Below are 16,784 nucleotides of genomic sequence, written 5' to 3' on the forward strand. Positions count from 1 at the left end.
CTGTCCGGCTTAGTCGAACAGCTCGTGCCAGATGCTCTTCTTCCGATAGTGCTTCTGCTCGCGCTCGTAGTACCGGTCACGGTCATGGTCGCCGTAGCCGCGCTGGTAGCCCTGCTGCGGCGGTGCGTTGTGCACCGGCGCCTGCTGCTGCGGCGCTTGCTGCATGGGGGCTTGCTGCGCCGGGGCTGCCGCCGAGCGCTCCAGGATCTTGTCGAGCTCGCCCCGGTCCAGCCAGACGCCGCGGCACTTGGGGCAGTAATCGATCTCGATGCCCTGGCGTTCGGACATCACGAGTTGGGTTTGCGGGCACACCGGACAGTCCATGGGTTCTCCTGTTGCAATGAAAACGGTCCAGTTATGACCGGCCGCGGCGCCGATGGTTCGGTCCGCGCGGGGGCAGGAAGTGGTGCGTACGGCCCATGGAGCGAGCTTGGGCTGGGAATTTGCATGCCAGGCTGCCGTCGAAGGCATATGGCTGCCTCGCATCTCCTTCCTCCTGTACTTGCATTGGTCCGCCGGCTGGCGTGGCTGGCGCTGTGGCTCGGCCTGGGCTGGGCGGCCTGGCCCTGGCTGCAGCCGCCGCTGGAGCGCGCCATCTACGCGGCCCGGCTGTCCGCCCGGCCCGCGCCGGCGGCGCTGCCGGTGCCAGTCGCCGGGGTTGCCCCAAGGGCGCTGCGCGATACCTGGCATGGCGCGCGCTCCGGCGGGCGCAAGCACGAGGGCATCGACATCTTTGCGCCGCGCGGCCGCGAAGTGGTGTCGGCCACCGAAGGCATCGTCACGCGCGTCGGCACCAACCAGCTCGGGGGAAACGTGGTGTGGGTGATGGGGCCGGGGCGGCAGATGCACTACTACGCCCATCTTGACCGGTATGCCGGCGTGCGCGCCGGCGACATCATCGCAGCCGGCACCGTGCTGGGGTATGTCGGCACCACCGGCAATGCGCGGGGTACGCCGCCGCACCTGCACTACGGTATCTACACGGCGCGTGGGGCGATCAATCCCTACCCGCTACTTAAGCCATCCATGGCCGGCGGCGCGCGCTAGCGCAGCCGGCGAGATGGGGTAATGGGAGGTAATGGCGTTCAGGCGGCCTCGCCGACCGTGCCGTGGCCGGCTTCGTCGGCGGCGGCTTCCTTGCCGCCGGGCAGCAGCAGGTTCAGGAACACCGCGGACAGCGAGCCCACCGTGATGCCGGAGCCGAACACCTCGTGGACAAAAGCGGGCAGCTTGGCCAGCAGTTCCGGACGGAAGGTCACGGCCAGGCCGCAGCCGATCGACACCGCCACGATCAGGGTATTGCGCTGCGTGAAGCGGACCGTGCTGAGCATCTGGATGCCGCCCGAAACGATCATCGCGAACATCATCAGGCCGGCACCGCCGAGCACCGGCTGCGGAATCGTCACCACCAGCGCGCCCAGCACCGGGAACAGCCCGGCCAGCAGCAGCATCACGCCGGTCAGCGCCACCACATGGCGGCTGGCTACGCCGGTCAGCGACACCACGCCGACGTTCTGCGCAAAGGTGGACAGCGGCGGGCTGCACACCAGCGCGGCGAAGGCCGAGCCGAAGCCGTCGCACAGGATGCCGCGCGACAGGCATTTGCCCGACACCGGCCGCTGCGTGGCCGAGCCCAGCGCCATGAAGGTGCCGGTCGATTCGACGATGGTGACCAGGAAGGCGATCGACATGGCGACGATGCCGGAGATCGGGAACGACATGCCGAAGTGCAGCGGCTGCGGCACCGCGAACACCGGCGCCTGGTGGAACTGGGTAAAGTCGACCAGGCCCAGCGCCAGGCACAGCAGGTAGCCGCCGGCAATGCCCACGACGATGGCCGAGGCCGACAGCATGCCCTTGCCCCACTGCACCACCGCCACCACCAGCGCCAGCACGGCGACGGCAATCGCCAGGTTGCCGGGGGCGCCGTAGCGGCTGCTGCCCTGGCCGCCGGCGGCCCAGTCGATCGCCACCGGGATCAGCGACAGGCCGATCATGGTCACGACCACGCTGGTGACGGTATGCGGGAACAGCTTGCGGATCGCCGGCATGAAGAAGCTGCCGAGGATCATCACCAGCGAGCCGGCCAGCGCCGAGCCCAGGATGCCGGCCACGCCGTGCTCCACACCAACGCTGATGGCCGCGCCGACGAAGGCAAAGCTGGTGCCCATCACGCACGGCATGCGGATGCCGACCGGGCCCACGCCCTTGCACTGGATAATGGTGACGATGCCCGAGCCCAGCAGCGCGGCATTGACCAGCGCCACCACCTGGTCGGAAGGCAGGCGCAGCGCGCCGCCGATCACCAGCGGCACCGCGATGATGCCGCCCAGCGCGGCCAGCAGGTGCTGGAGCGCCAGCAAGAACGTCGTCAACCGTGGGGGGCGGTCTTCCACCTGGAACAGCAAGGGCGCCATTCGAGTCTCCTGTCGTCTGCCCGGATGTTCCGGGCTGTCTTGTTCTTCTGGCGCCGGGCGGGGAACCCGGCGCCCTCGTGCACGCTCGCGGGCCAGGTGCGGCAGCTCCGCGAGCGAGGCGGGCAGGACCTGCATCCCGCCTCAACAGGCGTGCAAGAATAACAGGGATCAGCGAACCGTGATACAAAGATTGCATACAATTTGTATCAACTCCCATGCGCTGGAAGACAAGGCGGATGCCGCGGAAGCCGCCTGCATGGCGGCTTTGAGGTTCAGCGGCGTTGCCCCAGCGCCTTCTGGATCGCCGCCTCGGTCTCGGCGTACTGGCCTTCGCCGAAGTGCTTGTAGACCACGTTGCCGCTGGCATCGACCAGGTACAGCGCGGGCCAGTACTGGTTGCGCCAGGCGTTCCAGGTGGCATAGGCGTTGTCCTGCGCCACCGGGTAGCGGATGTCGAAGCGCTTCAGTGCGGCCTGGACGTTGCCGGTGGAGCGTTCGAACGCATACTCCGGCGTGTGCACGCCTACCACGACCAGTCCCTGGTCGCGGTATTTGTCGTACCACTTGCGCACATGGGGCAGGGTGTTGATGCAGTTGATGCAGCTGTAGGTCCAGAAGTCGACCAGCACCACCTTGCCGCGCAGGCCGGCAAGGGTCAGCGGTTCGGAGTTCAGCCACTTGCCGATACCGGTGAATTCGGGCGCCGTGCCGTAATTGGCGGGCGCGGCGGGCGCTGCGGCGGCGGACTGGATCGCCAGGGGGGCGGCGGCAAAGGCGGCTGCGGCAAACAAGGTACGAAGGATGCGGGGCATGGTTCAGGCTCCAGGTTGGGTTGCGGGGAAAAGCGAAGTCAGCCAGGCGACGGCGAGGGTGTCGTACTGGAAGTACATGGCGATGGCGGTGGCCACCACCAGCACGCCGAAGGCTTGTTGCAGCCGCGGCGTATGGCGTGCCAGCCGGCGCACATGGGTGGTGGCAAACTGGCCGCCGTAGGCGATGCCCAGCATCGGCACGGCGGCGCCGGCGGCAAACAGGGCCAGCAGGCCGGCGGCGCGGTGCAGGTCCTGCGCCTTGGCCACCAGCGCCAGGATCGAGGCCAGCACCGGGCCCGCGCACGGGGTCCATACCGCGCCCAGCGTCATGCCCAGCACGAAGCCGCCGGCGAGGCCATTGCCGGCGCGGCTGCCGGCGCCGGCGGCGCGGTCGGTGAGCGCGGCGAACGGCGCGGCGAACGGGGCCGTGAGGCGGGTGAAGCCGGCCGGCCACAGCCGAGCCAGCCCGGCGGCCAAGAGGATGGCGATGGCGACGTTGCGGACCACGCCCGGGGCGTCGCTGAAGGCGCTGGTGAGCGCGCCGAAGACAAGGCCGAGCGCGGAAAAGGCGGAGACGAAGCCCAGTGCGATCGCGAGCGGGCGCAGGCGGCTGGCTTCGCCCAGTGAAGCGCCCAGCAGCATGGGCAGCACGGGCAGCACGCACGGCGACGCAATCGTCAGCACGCCGGCGGCAAAGGCAAGGTAGGCATCGATCATGGCGGTGGACTCCGGGATTGGCGATGACTGCATTGCACCGTCCCGGCGTATCGGCGTTGTTTCCGCATCCGGCCCGCCGTGCAATGTTTCTTGTCCGGACCCGGCCCGGATACACAGCGATACAAAGCGCGCCGCCAGCGCCGCATAATGGCGGCACCGGGCCAGGCGACGGCCAACCTTGCCGGCGCCGGCCGCCCCCTTTTTTCTCCTTCTCTTTCTTCGATTCCGGGACCCGCCATGACCCCGCAGGACCATATCCTTATCGTCGACGACGACCGCGAAATCCGCGAACTGGTTGCCGCCTACCTCGAGCGCAGCGGCATGCGCGTGTCCCTGGCCGCCAACGGGCGCGAGATGCGCGCGGCGCTGGACAAGGGCTCGGTCGACCTGGTGGTGCTGGACCTGATGCTGCCCGGCGAAGACGGGCTGGCGCTGTGCCGCGACCTGCGCGCGGGCGAGCGGCGCAACCTGCCGGTGCTGATGCTGACCGCGCGCAACGAGGAAGCCGACCGCATCCTGGGGCTGGAGATGGGCGCCGACGACTACCTGGTCAAGCCCTTCGCCGCGCGCGAACTGCTGGCGCGGATCCGCTCGGTGCTGCGGCGCACGCGCATGCTGCCGCCCAACCTGCAGGTCACCGAGGCCGCCAGCGTGCTGGCGTTCGGCCCGTGGCGGCTCGACACCAACGCGCGCCACCTGATCGACGAGCAGGACGTGATCGTCGCGCTCAGCGGCGCGGAATACCGGCTGCTGCGCGTCTTCGTCGACCACCCGCAACGGGTGCTGACCCGCGACCAGCTGCTGAACCTGACCCAGGGCCGCGACGCCGAGCTGTTCGAGCGTTCGATCGACCTGCTGGTGAGCCGCCTGCGCCAGCGTCTGCGCGACGATGCGCGCGAGCCGCGCTACATCAAGACCGTGCGCAACGGCGGCTATGTCTTCAGCGCCACCGTCGAAATCCGCGAGGAGCGCGCATGAGCGGGCGCGCGCGCAAGGGGCTGGCATGGCCGCGCACGCTGTTCGCGCGACTGATGGTGATCCTGCTGGTCGGGCTGGTGCTGGCGCAGAGCCTGTCGTACAGCCTGGTGATGATGGAGCGCAAGAGCGCGGCCGACCGGCTGATGCTGGGCAACCTGGAACGCGACGTGGCCAGCTCGGTGGCGATGCTCGACATGCTGCCGGCGGACCAGCGCGCGGCCTGGCTGGAGCGGGTGCGGCGCGACAACTACAGCTACCGCCTCGATGCCGGCACGCCGGGCGAGCCGCCGCGCGCGCCGCTGGCGCGCAGGGCCGTCGACACCATTGCCGAGGCGCTGCAGGGTCGCTATCCGGTCTCGGCCAGCAGCCAGCCGGGCGGCGGTTTCCAGGTACACCTGCGGCTGCACGATGGCAGCCCGCTGACGATCGACGTGCAGCCCAGGCGTTCGCTGGTCTCGCCGTGGCTGCTGGCGATGCTGGCCGCGCAGCTGGCGCTGCTGGTGGCCTGTGCCTGGCTGGCGGTGCGCGTGGTCACGCGTCCGCTCAGCCAGCTGGCCAGCGCCGCCGAGAACCTGGGGCCGGACCTGAAGGCGCAGCGCGTGCCCGAAACCGGCCCGACCGAGGTGGCCCATGCCGCCGCCGCCTTCAACGCCATGCAGGCACGCATCGCCGGCTACCTGGATGAGCGCATGCAGATCCTGGCCGCGATCTCGCACGACCTGCAGACGCCGATCACACGCATGCGGCTGCGCGTGGACCTGATGGAAGACTCGCCCACGCAGCAGAAGCTCTACAACGACCTGCGCGAGATGGAGCACCTGGTGCGCGAAGGCGTGGCCTATGCGCGCACCCTGCAGGGTGGCACGGAGACCCCGGCCCGCATCGATCCCGATGCACTGCTCGACAGCCTGGCCGGCGACTACCTCGACGCCGGCCATGCCATCGCCATCGAAGGCCAGGCCGGCGCGCCGCTGCTGACACGCCCGCAGGCGCTGCGGCGCATCCTGACCAACCTGATCGACAACGCGCTGAAGTTCGGCGCGGAGGTCACGCTGGCGGTGGCGCGGCAGGACGATGGCTGGCTGCAGATCGCCGTGCAGGACCGCGGCCCTGGCATCCCGGAGGCGGAACTCGAGCGCGTGATGCAGCCGTACTACCGCGTCGAGACCTCGCGCAACCGCGGCACCGGCGGCACCGGCCTGGGCCTGGCAATCGCGCTGCAACTGACGCAGGCGCTGGGCGGCACGCTGCAACTGGCCAATCGCGAGGGCGGCGGCCTGCAGGCCACACTGCGCCTGCCCGCCTGAGAGCGGGTTTTTTCTCCCTCTCCCGCCTGCGGGAGAGGGGCGGGGGAGAGGGCCGGCGGCCCCACGAAGTCAGTCACCCGGATATTCCAGGCACCGTCGTTGCGGCGCCAATCCCCCAAATCCGTTAGGCAAAAATCCCATTCCATCCCCTGATCGGGGGATAAACGCCGTCTGGCCTATTTGGGTTATGACATTAAAATCATAATCAATTATTGCTAGAGCGATGCCCATCGGCGGATTGATTTATTGCCTGAAATCGGCGGAAATTTGTTGAATTCGGATATCCAAAGCGGTATGCATGGATTCGCGTGGAGGCCATGCCTGCGCTGGGAATGCGGGCTGTGTCGCAGCGCCCGCCAGGCTCGGTATCGTGCAACCGCATCCGGACATTTGCGCGCGACATAAACGAATTAGTGATTGAGATAATTTATGCAGTCACCAATTCGTTTGCGAAAATTAACAATCTCTCCGCCGCACTCTCCTTACAATCGCCTTCGCATTAGCGGCAACGCAGCCCGATTTATCGGCCCCTGCGGTTGCACGACGCCATTCCCGCTGCGAATGGCCATCCGGCGCAGTTCCTCGGTGCCGCGCCGGATCCCGTAGGCCTGTTCTGCCGGTTTTCGCACCCGGCCAGGCCCGATCGGGTTCCGTGTCCTCGTGCCGCCATGCGATAAGCCGATAACGGAGCTCAAGCCGCGCGCGCCTGTGTCATCGGTGCGCGGCGCCGGCTTGGGCAACACAGAGACAGGCTGCGGATCCCATGGATTCACTGATGAAGCGCCGTGAGCGTGCCCGCGACGGGGCGCAGCGGCGGCAAGGGAGGCGTCGGCGCGCTCCGGCCGCGCTGGGTAGCGGACTGACCGCGGGGCTCGCCGCGGGGCTGGCGGCAATGTGCTGGCTGCCGGCACTCGCGCATGCAGATTCTGACTATGACGCGCTGATCCGGCGCGCCCGTGCCGGCGACTATGCGCCCGCGCTGACGATGCTGCGCGAGCGCGTGGCGCGCGCACCGTTGGACCAGCGGGCGGCGTGGGACCGCATCGTCATCGCCGGCTGGGCGGGACGGCCGGACGAGGTGCTGGAAGCCTATGGCAATCTGGGCCAGACCCGCGCGATGCCGCCCGAAGTGCTGGCGGCAGTGGCCGGCGCCTTGCGCGACCAGCGCCGCTGGGACGAGGCGCTGGCGCGCTATCGCGAAGGCCGGCAACGCTTTCCTGCACAAGCGGTGTTCGCACTGGGCGAGGTGAAGGTGCTGGCCGACAGCGGCCAGGCCGCCGAGGCGGTGGCGCTGGGGCAGGCGCTGGTGCAGCGCGAGCCCGCGGCCGTCGACAGCCGCCTGGCACTGGCCTACGCGCAGGCGCGCGCCGGCGAGCCATATGCGGCCTTGTTCGAGGTCGACCAGGCGTACCTGCGCGCGCCCCGGCGTGCCGATGTCGTGCGCGAATATGTCGGCGCGCTGCAGCGCGCGGGACTGCCCGAGGCGGCGCTGCGCGTCGCGGGGGAGCATCCTGAACTGTTCGACCAGCGCGCGCGCCTGGCGCTGGAGCTCGATGCCGCGGCCGAGCTGGTGCGCCTGGCTGACATGCCGACGCGCACCGAGGCCGAGCGCTTCGCCATCGCCGATCGCGCGCTGGCACGCTATGACGCATTGCTGCCCGCCCTGCAGGCGCTGGGGCCGCCGGCCGCGCCGCAACTTCGCCGCGCGCGCATCGACCGGCTCGCCGCGCTGCACGCGCGGGTCCGGATGCAGGACGTGGTGAACGAATACGAGGCGCTGCGCGCCGAAGGCGTCGAGATCCCGGCCTATGCCCTGGGCGATGTCGCCGCCGCCTACCTGTATCTGCGCCAGCCGGAGCAGGCCGCGCCGCTGTTCCGCCAGGTGCGCGACGCCTATCCGCAGGGCCTGGATGCCGAAACCCGGCTCAAGGCCCAGACCGGCCTCTACTACGCGCACGCCGAGGCCGAGGCCTTCGACCCCGCCGCGCAGGCCGTGGCACAGGCCAGCACCGAGCAGCCGCGCTGGCGCTGGGTGCGCGGCCAGCCCATGCGCCAGCCCAACGATCTGTGGCTGCAGGCCGAGCAGACCGCCACCCGCGCCGACCTGCAGGCCGACGCCACTGAATCGGCGCAGCAGAAGCTGGAAGACCTGGTGCGCAAGGCGCCCGGCCATTCCGGCCTGCGCGCCGCGCTGGCCGACGTCTACCGCGCCCGCGGCTGGCCGCGCGCGGCCGAGGGCGAGCTGAAGCTGGCCGAGACCCTGACCCCGCGCAGCCTGCCGGTGGAGGTGCAGCAGGGACACGCGGCGCTGGATCTGCAGGAATGGCGCCAGGCCGAGCTGCTGCGCGACGACACCCTGGCGCGCTTCCCCGAAGACCTCACCGCGCGGCGCCTCGACCGCGAGTGGCAGGTCCACAACAAGGCCGAGCTGCGCATCGAGGGCTACCGGGGGCTGGCCAATGACAGCGCCGTGGTCGGCAACGGCAACTTCGGCATCGAAGCGGTGCTGTACACCCCACCCATCAACTATGACTGGCGGGCCTTCGGCGGCATCGGCTATGCCACCGGCCGCTTCGACGAGGGCCGGGTCGATTACCGCTGGGCCCGCGCCGGCGCACAATGGCGCGTGCGCGACCTGACCGTCGAGGGCGAGCTGTCGCTGCATGGCTATGGCCAGGGCGCGCGCCAGGGCGGCCGCATCGCCGCCGACTACGACATCGACGACCGCTGGCGCGTGGGCGCCTCGGCGGCGCTGCGCTCGACCGGCACGCCGCTGCAGGCGCTCAAGCACGGCATCTATGCCGACACCGTGCAGGCCTACGCGCGCTGGCGCCGCAGCGAGGCCAGCGAATGGATGCTGACGGTGGCGCCGTCGCGCTTCAGCGACGGCAACGACCGGCTCGAAGCGGGCGTGTCCGGCGTGCAGCGCTTCTATACCGCGCCGCACCTGAAGGCCGACCTGCTGGTCGACCTGTGGGCGTCGCGCAATAGCCGCGCCGACACGCCGTACTACAACCCGCGCTCGGACCTGACCGTGCTGCCGTCGGTGCGCCTGACGCACATGCTGTACCGGCGCTACGAGACCGTCTGGGAGCAGCAGTTCCTGGCCGGCACCGGCGCCTACAGCCAGCGCGGCTTCGGCACCGGCGCGATCCTGCTGGTGGGCTACGGCCAGCGCTTCCGCACCAACGACGTGTTCGAGGTGGGCGCTACCGTGACCGGCACCAGCCGCCCTTACGACGGCCAGCGCGAGCGCGAACTGCGCATCGTCTTCGACATGACCTACCGCTTCTGAACAGGAATGCAAGCCATGAACGCAACCCTGCGGCGCGCCTGCCGTCTGCTCTGGCTGGTGCTGGCCGCGTGCCTGCTGGCCGCCTGCGCCAAGGACATCCCGGTGTTCACGCCGCCCGCACAGCGCCCGGCCGCGGCCGCCGAGCAGCCGTGGCCGCGCAACCATGTGGTGGTGCTGGCCTATCACGACGTCGAAGACAAGGACCCCGACCAGGCCTACCTGAGCGTGCGCACCGACCACCTGGTCGGCCAGCTGGCCTGGCTGCGCGAGAACGGCTACCGCGCGGTCTCGGTCGACCAGGTGCTGGCGGCACGCCGCGGCGGCCCGCCGCTGCCCGAGCGTGCGGTGCTGCTGACCTTCGACGACGGCTACCGCAGCTTCTACACACGCGTGCTGCCGATCCTGAAGGCCTACCGCTGGCCGGCGGTGCTGGCGCCGGTGGGCGGCTGGCTCGATACTCCGCCGGGGCAGCCGGTCGATTTCGGCGGCACGCCGACGGCGCGCGAGCGCCTGCTCGACTGGCAGCAGGTGCGCGAGATCGCCGCCTCGGGCCTGGTGGAAATCGGCGCGCATACCGATGCCCTGCACTACGGCGTGCGCGCCAACCCGCAGGGCAATACCGAGCCGGCCGCGGCGGTGCGCGCCTTCGATGCCGGCACCGGCCGCTATGAAAGCGATGCCGCGCAGCAGGCGCGCTTGCGTGCCGACGTGGCCCGCATCACCGCCAAGGTGCGCGCCGTCACCGGCAAGCCGGTGCGCGTGTGGATCTGGCCGTACGGCGCCGAGGGCGGCGCGGCGCTGCGCATCGTCGCCGAGAACGGCTACCAGATGGCGCTGACACTGGAAGACGGCCTGGCCACGGTGGACCGCATGATGTCGGGCGCGCGCCTGCTGCTCAGCGACGATCCCGGCCTGCGCGGCTTCGCCCGCTCGGTGGTGGCGATGGAAGAGCCCAACGGCATGCGCGTCGCGCACGTGGACCTGGACTATGTCTATGATCCCGATCCCGCCCAGGTCGAGCGCAACCTGGGCCTGCTGGTGCAGCGCATCGCCGACCTGAAGATCGACACCGTGTTCCTGCAGGCGTTCTCCGACGACGACGGCGACGGGCTGATCAGGTCGGTGTACTTCCCCAACCGCTGGCTGCCGGTGCGCGCCGACCTGTTCAACCGGGTCGCGTGGCAGCTCGACAACCGCGCCAACGTGAAGGTGTATGCGTGGATGCCGGTGCTGAGCTTCGACCTCGACCCGTCGCTGGCGCGCGTGGCGCGCTGGGATCCGGCCACCGGCACGGCGGCGGTCGACCCGAAGCAGTACCGGCGCCTGTCGCCGTTCGACCCGGTGGCGCGGGCCCGCATCGGCGACCTGTATGAGGACCTGGCACGCCACGCCTTCTTTGACGGCATCCTGTTCCACGACGACGCCTTGCTGGGCGATTTCGAGGATGCCAGCGCGCCGGCGCTGGCCGCGTATCGCGCCGCCGGCCTGCCCGGTTCGGTCGCCGAGCTGCGCGCCAGCCCCGAGCAGATGCAGCGCTGGACGCGCATGAAGAGCCGGGCGCTGGTGGACCTTACCCACGAACTAGCCGCGCGCGTGCGCGAGGTGCGCGGGCCCGCCATCAAGACCGCGCGCAACATCTTCGCGCTGCCGGTGCTGCAGCCGGACAGCGAAGCGTGGTTCGCGCAGAACCTGGACGACTTCCTTGCCGCCTACGACTGGACCGCGCCGATGGCGATGCCGCACATGGAGCAGGTGCCGGCGGGCCAGGAGAACGCATGGCTCGACCGCATGGTCGACACCATCGCGCAGCGCCCGGGCGCGCTGCGGCGCACCGTGTTCGAGCTGCAAGCCCGTGACTGGCGCGCCCCTGGGGCCCGTCCGGTCGACAGCGCGGTGCTGGCCGGCTGGATGCAGCGGCTGCAGCGCCGCGGCGCGCGCAATTTCGGCTACTACCCGGACGACTTCCACAACAACCAGCCCCGGCTCGAGGTGATCCGGCCGGCGCTGTCCAACGCCTGGTATCCCGCACCATGATCGAACGACTGTTTGCCCTGGTCATCCTGTGCCTTGCGCTGGCGCTGCCGTTCGCGCTGGCCGCCCTTGCCACCGGTGACCTGCTGCTGGCCTTTGTGTTCTTCTATCCGCTGTTCATGTCCGGCCTGTGGATCGCCGGCGGCCTGTACTTCTGGTGGCACTGGGAGCGCAAGTGGCGCTGGGGCGCCGAACGCGAGGCGCCCGAGGTGCCCGGCGAGCCGTTCATTTCGATCCTGGTGCCGTGCTACAACGAGGAAAAGAACGGCGAGGAAACCCTGCTGGCGGCGCTGGCGCAGCGCTACCGCAACTTCGAGGTGATCGCCATCAACGACGGCTCGCGCGACGGCACCGGCGCCCTGCTCGACGCGCTGGCGGCGCGGCACCCGCGCCTGCGCGTGGTGCACCTGGCGCACAACCAGGGCAAGGCCATGGCGCTGCGCATGGGCGCGCTGGCCGCGCGCGGCGAATACCTGGTCTGCATCGACGGCGATGCCGCGCTCGATCCCGACGCCGCCGCCTACCTGGTTGCGCCGATGGTGGCCAATCCACGCGTCGGCGCAGTCACGGGCAATCCGCGCATCCGCACCCGCTCGACGCTGGTGGGGCGGATCCAGGTAGGGGAGTTCTCGTCGATCATCGGCCTGATCAAGCGCACCCAGCGCGTCTACGGCCAGGTCTTCACCGTCTCGGGCGTGGTCGCCGCGTTCCGGCGCCGCGCGCTGGACCGCGTGGGCTACTGGAGCCTGGACATGATCACCGAGGACATCGACATCAGCTGGAAGCTGCAGCGCGACCACTGGTCGATCTTCTACGAGCCGCGCGCGCTGTGCTGGATCCTGATGCCCGAGACCGTGCGCGGCCTGCTCAAGCAGCGCCTGCGCTGGGCCCAGGGCGGGGCCGAGGTGTTCATGAAGAACGTGCGCTCGATCTGGATCTGGCGCCACCGCCGGCTGTGGCCGCTGATGGCGGAGTATTGCCTGTCGGCGGGCTGGGCCTTCGCCTTCGCCATGTCGCTGCTGCTGTGGGCGCTGGGGCATTTCGTCGAGCTGCCGGCCAATATCCGCATCCAGAAGCTGATGCCGCCGGGCTTTACCGGCATGGTGCTGGCCGCGGTGTGCCTGCTGCAGTTCGGCCTGAGCGTGCTGATCGACCGCCGCTACGAGCCGCGCCTGGCGCGCACGCTGTACTGGATCATCTGGTATCCGCTGGCGTACTGGATGGTCGGCATGCTGACCACGCTGCTGGCCTTTCCCAAGGTCATGCTCAAGACCCGGCGCCAGCGTGCGCGCTGGACCAGCCCCGACCGGGGCATCCACACCATGAGGTCGTCATGAAACCCGAAAGCATGATCATCCGTACCCGCGGCTCGCGCCTGCGCTGGCTGCTCGACGCCGTGCTCACGGCGCTGGCCTGGGCCGGCTTCTTCTACCTCGGCGCGAGCGGCATCCGCGCCATCCTGGAGGAAGCCTCCGCGGGCCCCGGCGTACCGTTCTGGGCCGCGCTGCTGCCTACCATGGGCACGCTGACGGTCTACGTGCTGGTGGGGCTGTTCAACGGCATCGTGCTGCTGTCATGGGCGCTCTACAACCAGTATCGCTTCGCCGGCCTGGACCGCCGCAAGCCGCTGCCCGCGCTGCGCATCGACGAGCTGGCGCGCAGCTTCGGCCTGCCGGGGCAGCGCGTGCGGGCGCTTCAGCTGGCCAAGGTGGCGGTGGTGGACCACACGCATGAGGGGGGGGTGGCGGAGGTGAGGGCGGTGGTGTCGTGACCAGCCCAAGGCATCGTAGTCCTTTGCTTCTTCCAGGCTGATGCCAGCCGGCGCTCCCTGGCCAATGACGTCAGCGCGACCGAGACAAGTCAGCAACCAGCGACTCCGCGGACTGTATGCCAGACAGCATTGCCGACGGCACGCCATAGCCCGGGAATGTCGTTTGTCCGCCCAGGTATAGCCCACGGATCGGTGTCCGATGCGGGAGGAATCGGTGGGGTGGAGAACCCGGGGCAATTCCATACAGCGCACCTTCATGCAGTTGTCGTTCCCGGGCAAAGTCCTGCGGATCGATCACGCGGGTCGTTTCGATGGCCATGCCGGGGACCCGCTTCTGCAACGCGTCCAGGTATTTCTCCAATGCCGAATCGCTCCATGCCGGATTCCATTCGGATACCGAGCGAATATCGCTGGCGGGCGCGTACAGCTCGATGACATGCCTGCCCCGGGGTGCCAATTCCGGGAGAACCCGCGTTGGCTGCGTGTACGAAATCCATTGCGGGACGTCGGGCCTGCGAACGTGCATGGCGCCTTGTTTTTCCATCGCCGGTACATGGTTGACGATGAATGCGTCGGCTGCCGCGGCACCGGAATATCCGATCTGGATGGAGATGGCCCTGTGCGACAACGGAGCCTTGTCTGCCTTTGCGGCCAGGCTTCGCGGGACGTCGGCGGCACGCAGCAGGTTCTTCACGACACCCAATCCCGAACACGTGGCGACGACGTGCGATGCTGGGATGTGTTCTCCGTCGGTGAGCACAACGCCATGCACCCGACCGTCGCTGACGGCAATCTCCCTGACGCGGGTACCGAAACGTACCGGGACGGATTGCCCCTGCAGGGCTCGCAGCAGCGCATCACTAATGGCGCCCATGCCGCCGCGCGGCAGATGAAAGCCTTCCTCCAGCAAGGCCAGCAAGCCGATGATCTGTGTCGCGGGGAGCCGGTCGGGCGCGAGGCCCGTGTAGAGCAACGTCGAGGCGACAGCAGCTTGCAGATCCCCGTCCGGAAAATAAGACGCGATCAGTCCGTTTACGTGGCCGCCCATTCGCGGCAGGTGCCTCCACAGTTTGCCGACCGTACGTAGCAGCGACGGTTCTTCCGGAAGCACGTCGCGGACCAGGGTTGCGTAGATCGGACGCCAGTCGTCCCGCAGCCTGGCCAGCCCGTCTCGCAGCGCCTGCGTCCGGCGGTGGTGGTCGGCGCCGTCCACGTACGAGTGCTCGGCGGTTGAAAGGTGCACGGCGGTGCCATTGTCCAGAAAAGTCGCGTGGGGCTTTGCGATGCAGACGAGTTCGACTTCGTCATCGAAGCTCAGGCCCACGCGCCCGAAGGCGGCACGAAGCAATGAGGGCACGGCGACGTAAACCGCGCCATTGTTGAAGGTAAACCCGTCGGACACCTCGGTCGAACAGCATCCGCCCGCGCTCTGCTGCGCCTCCACAACCGTCACCGGGATGCCACGACGAGACAGCGAAAGCGCGGCGGCCAGTCCTGCCAGCCCGGCCCCGATGACCACCGTGGGAGATTCTTTCGTTGCACGCATCGACGGCTTTCCCTTGTGATATTGGACAATGTACAATACTAGACAATGTCCAATTCAGCCGCAACTGCCATGAGCGAAGACGATCGGATGGTCCGTAAAAGAAAGCAGACGCGTGACCGCATCGCTGCCAGCGCGCACGCGTTATTCGAACGCGACGGATACGAAGCGGTCACGATGGAACAGATCGCGGCAGAGGCGGATATTGCGAGAGGCACGCTGTACAACCACTTCCCCGTCAAAGAGGCGGTGCTGGTGCACTGGATGCACAACCAGCTCGAGCAAGACCTGCAAGCGGCGGTGGAGGACTACGTTCTGAGTCGGGAATCCTTCGTCGCACGCGTGGCAACGCTGTGGCATGGCTCGGCCAGCTGGTGGGAACACCATCGGCAGTATGCGGCGCCGTATATCCGCTTTCGCTTCCAGCAAGTGCGTGATGGCATGGAGCAGCAGACCAGTTCGGACATGCTTCCCTTGTATGTGCAGCTCATCGACCAGGCACAACAGGCCGGCGAGATCCGGCCTGATACGGCGGCCGAGCGCCTGGCGCACTATCTGCATTTTCTGTATCTGGGTGCCGTCATGACCTGGTTGAGCAATTCGGACGTGGGCCTGGAGGACGAGCTTGGCAAAGCCCTGGATTTCTTTATGCAGGGCGCCGCCCATGCTGATGACACTGCGCCCGGTACCAGGCCCCATGCAGCGGGGTCGCGAAGGCGATAAACGTTCGGCTCAACACTCAGTACCTTTCGGTTGGGCTTCCATGCGTATCGATCTTAGGAAAACTGAATGACCACGTTTGATGCGCTCCTGATCAGGAGCGAGCGTCCGGACGACGTCCACGCAATTACCCACGTAACCCAGGCCGCCTTCGCAGTCGCCACCCACTCCAGTGGCACGGAACAGCTGATCATCACGGCCCTTAGGGCGGCGGGACAGTTGGAGATCTCGCTTGTCGCGGAACTGTCCGGCAACGTGGTCGGCCATGTCGCCATTTCCCCGGTCGAAATCTCGGACGGAAGTGCGCAATGGTACGGACTGGGTCCGGTATCGGTGCTGCCTGCTCATCAAGGCATCGGGGTGGGGTCGCAGCTCATCCGTGCGGCCCTGGATCGCCTGAAACAGTCCGGCGCGCAAGGCTGCGTGGTACTGGGGGAACCGGCCTACTATTCCCGCTTTGGATTCGCGGCACGGTCATCGCTCGTACTGCCCGGGGTTCCGGCAGAGTACTTTCAAGCCATTGCGTTCGGCCCGCACGTGCCCTCAGGGGTGGTCAGGTATCACGAGTCATTCGAGGTGAAAAGCTAGATCCGGAGCAGGATTGAGCCCTTGGGGCTGCCTTGGCCAGCCCGCAACTGCCGGCCGTCGCCCGGCAGTCATCCCGGATCCGGCCAACGAGATCTTTGTTTCCGCGGTCAGCCTGTGGGAAATCGGGCATGACCTTGCTGACGGCCGACGCGAGAATGGCGGGCTACCAGCCGGTGACGAGAGTGGTATAGACGCGACGGCACCCACCCTCACCGATACGACAACACCAGCCCCTGGATCAGCTGCGTCCACCCCTCCAGCATCACGAACAGCAGCAGCTTGAACGGCACCGAGATCGTGGTCGGCGCGACCATCGACATGCCCAGCGCCAGCAGGATGGCGGCGACGATCAGGTCCACCACCACGATGAGGGCGCGGTGGCGGCGGTGATGGCGTAGGTGGGTGCATCACGCAGACACAACGTGGTACCAAATCTCGACGACCAACCGCGTGTCGGTAATGATGCAGGTTCGCCGCTAGTGCTTCCCTCAAGCACGAGCCGTTCAACCCTGGCAGATCCTGCCGGAAAGGCGCACCTGACCACTCGGCCAGGGGCCTCAATCTGTAACTACAAAAACCTGTTGCGCCAGGTTGGTTGTTGTAAC

Annotated in this window: 14 protein-coding genes and 1 pseudogene; 9 read left to right on the forward strand and 6 right to left on the reverse strand. The window is 68.3% G+C overall.

The annotated features are described in order from the left end of the window. Window positions 1-9: 9 nt before the first annotated feature. Window positions 10-324, reverse strand: coding sequence for a TFIIB-type zinc ribbon-containing protein (locus tag C7416_RS05025; protein ID WP_111517389.1), 315 nt, complete (start codon window positions 322-324; stop codon window positions 10-12). A gap of 147 nt (window positions 325-471) precedes the next feature. On the opposite strand from C7416_RS05025, the gene C7416_RS05030 reads away from it, so the two are divergent. Further along, window positions 472-1,047 (forward strand): M23 family metallopeptidase, encoded by a 576-nt coding sequence (locus C7416_RS05030; RefSeq protein WP_111517390.1) that lies wholly within the window; start codon window positions 472-474, stop codon window positions 1,045-1,047. A 38-nt stretch (window positions 1,048-1,085) separates the two neighbouring features. On the opposite strand, the gene C7416_RS05035 is transcribed toward C7416_RS05030, so the two are convergent. The 3 genes from C7416_RS05035 to C7416_RS05045 all read right to left on the reverse strand — a co-directional run bounded on the left by C7416_RS05035 (window position 1,086) and on the right by C7416_RS05045 (window position 3,946). Next, complete coding sequence (locus C7416_RS05035; RefSeq protein ID WP_111517391.1) at window positions 1,086-2,417, reverse strand: nucleobase:cation symporter-2 family protein; 1,332 nt, start codon at window positions 2,415-2,417, stop codon at window positions 1,086-1,088. A 272-nt stretch (window positions 2,418-2,689) separates the two neighbouring features. Beyond that, window positions 2,690-3,229: a thioredoxin family protein gene (locus C7416_RS05040; RefSeq protein ID WP_111517392.1), complete on the reverse strand. Its 540-nt coding sequence runs from the start codon at window positions 3,227-3,229 to the stop codon at window positions 2,690-2,692. Window positions 3,230-3,232: 3 nt separating this feature from the next. Continuing rightward, a complete protein-coding gene (locus C7416_RS05045) occupies window positions 3,233-3,946 on the reverse strand; it encodes a cytochrome c biogenesis CcdA family protein (protein WP_111517393.1) in 714 nt (237 codons plus the stop codon). A gap of 237 nt (window positions 3,947-4,183) precedes the next feature. Between C7416_RS05045 and C7416_RS05050 the strand changes: the two genes are divergently transcribed. The 6 genes from C7416_RS05050 (at window position 4,184) to pgaD (ending at window position 13,328) form a co-directional block, all read left to right on the forward strand. Further along, window positions 4,184-4,924, forward strand: a complete 741-nt coding sequence (locus C7416_RS05050; RefSeq protein ID WP_111517394.1) for a response regulator — start codon at window positions 4,184-4,186, stop codon at window positions 4,922-4,924. Beyond that, window positions 4,921-6,231 (forward strand): sensor histidine kinase, encoded by a 1,311-nt coding sequence (locus C7416_RS05055; RefSeq protein WP_111517395.1) that lies wholly within the window; start codon window positions 4,921-4,923, stop codon window positions 6,229-6,231. The genes C7416_RS05050 and C7416_RS05055 overlap by 4 nt, the downstream gene beginning before the upstream one ends. A 775-nt stretch (window positions 6,232-7,006) precedes the next feature. Further along, window positions 7,007-9,526: a poly-beta-1,6 N-acetyl-D-glucosamine export porin PgaA gene (gene pgaA / locus C7416_RS05060; RefSeq protein ID WP_240988285.1), complete on the forward strand. Its 2,520-nt coding sequence runs from the start codon at window positions 7,007-7,009 to the stop codon at window positions 9,524-9,526. A 15-nt stretch (window positions 9,527-9,541) separates the two neighbouring features. Further along, the gene (gene pgaB, locus C7416_RS05065; protein ID WP_111517397.1) at window positions 9,542-11,560 is read left to right on the forward strand and encodes a poly-beta-1,6-N-acetyl-D-glucosamine N-deacetylase PgaB; all 2,019 of its coding nucleotides are present in this window, start codon (window positions 9,542-9,544) and stop codon (window positions 11,558-11,560) included. After that, window positions 11,557-12,894, forward strand: a complete 1,338-nt coding sequence (pgaC, locus tag C7416_RS05070; protein WP_111517398.1) for a poly-beta-1,6-N-acetyl-D-glucosamine synthase — start codon at window positions 11,557-11,559, stop codon at window positions 12,892-12,894. The genes pgaB and pgaC overlap by 4 nt, the downstream gene beginning before the upstream one ends. Then, on the forward strand, window positions 12,891-13,328 hold the full coding sequence (gene pgaD, locus C7416_RS05075) for a poly-beta-1,6-N-acetyl-D-glucosamine biosynthesis protein PgaD (RefSeq protein WP_111517399.1): 438 nt from the start codon (window positions 12,891-12,893) through the stop codon (window positions 13,326-13,328). Before pgaC ends, pgaD begins: the two co-directional genes overlap by 4 nt. A 70-nt stretch (window positions 13,329-13,398) precedes the next feature. On the opposite strand, the gene C7416_RS05080 is transcribed toward pgaD, so the two are convergent. Next, a complete protein-coding gene (locus tag C7416_RS05080) occupies window positions 13,399-14,910 on the reverse strand; it encodes a phytoene desaturase family protein (RefSeq protein WP_258400910.1) in 1,512 nt (503 codons plus the stop codon). A gap of 33 nt (window positions 14,911-14,943) precedes the next feature. Here C7416_RS05080 and C7416_RS05085 point away from each other — a divergent pair, with 33 nt between their 5' ends. Together C7416_RS05085 and C7416_RS05090 are read left to right on the forward strand one after the other, a co-directional pair. Then, complete coding sequence (locus C7416_RS05085) at window positions 14,944-15,594, forward strand: TetR/AcrR family transcriptional regulator (RefSeq protein WP_111517401.1); 651 nt, start codon at window positions 14,944-14,946, stop codon at window positions 15,592-15,594. 66 nt (window positions 15,595-15,660) lie between these two features. After that, window positions 15,661-16,179, forward strand: coding sequence for a GNAT family N-acetyltransferase (locus C7416_RS05090; RefSeq protein ID WP_111517402.1), 519 nt, complete (start codon window positions 15,661-15,663; stop codon window positions 16,177-16,179). A gap of 209 nt (window positions 16,180-16,388) precedes the next feature. On the opposite strand, the pseudogene C7416_RS05095 reads toward C7416_RS05090, so the two are convergent. Then, window positions 16,389-16,550: pseudogene (locus C7416_RS05095) on the reverse strand (EscR/YscR/HrcR family type III secretion system export apparatus protein); the annotation flags it as partial. Window positions 16,551-16,784 lie beyond the last annotated feature (234 nt).

The sequence above is a fragment of the Cupriavidus phytorum genome, from assembly GCF_003254285.1.
Taxonomy (GTDB): Bacteria; Pseudomonadota; Gammaproteobacteria; order Burkholderiales; family Burkholderiaceae; genus Cupriavidus; species Cupriavidus phytorum.

Coding starts and splice junctions, on each gene's coding strand:
- C7416_RS05025 (WP_111517389.1), bottom strand. CDS start 324: ATGGACTGTCCGGTGTGCCCGCAAACCCAACTCGTGATGTCCGAACGC.
- C7416_RS05030 (WP_111517390.1), top strand. CDS start 472: ATGGCTGCCTCGCATCTCCTTCCTCCTGTACTTGCATTGGTCCGCCGG.
- C7416_RS05035 (WP_111517391.1), bottom strand. CDS start 2,417: ATGGCGCCCTTGCTGTTCCAGGTGGAAGACCGCCCCCCACGGTTGACG.
- C7416_RS05040 (WP_111517392.1), bottom strand. CDS start 3,229: ATGCCCCGCATCCTTCGTACCTTGTTTGCCGCAGCCGCCTTTGCCGCC.
- C7416_RS05045 (WP_111517393.1), bottom strand. CDS start 3,946: ATGATCGATGCCTACCTTGCCTTTGCCGCCGGCGTGCTGACGATTGCG.
- C7416_RS05050 (WP_111517394.1), top strand. CDS start 4,184: ATGACCCCGCAGGACCATATCCTTATCGTCGACGACGACCGCGAAATC.
- C7416_RS05055 (WP_111517395.1), top strand. CDS start 4,921: ATGAGCGGGCGCGCGCGCAAGGGGCTGGCATGGCCGCGCACGCTGTTC.
- pgaA (WP_240988285.1), top strand. CDS start 7,007: ATGAAGCGCCGTGAGCGTGCCCGCGACGGGGCGCAGCGGCGGCAAGGG.
- pgaB (WP_111517397.1), top strand. CDS start 9,542: ATGAACGCAACCCTGCGGCGCGCCTGCCGTCTGCTCTGGCTGGTGCTG.
- pgaC (WP_111517398.1), top strand. CDS start 11,557: ATGATCGAACGACTGTTTGCCCTGGTCATCCTGTGCCTTGCGCTGGCG.
- pgaD (WP_111517399.1), top strand. CDS start 12,891: ATGAAACCCGAAAGCATGATCATCCGTACCCGCGGCTCGCGCCTGCGC.
- C7416_RS05085 (WP_111517401.1), top strand. CDS start 14,944: ATGAGCGAAGACGATCGGATGGTCCGTAAAAGAAAGCAGACGCGTGAC.
- C7416_RS05090 (WP_111517402.1), top strand. CDS start 15,661: ATGACCACGTTTGATGCGCTCCTGATCAGGAGCGAGCGTCCGGACGAC.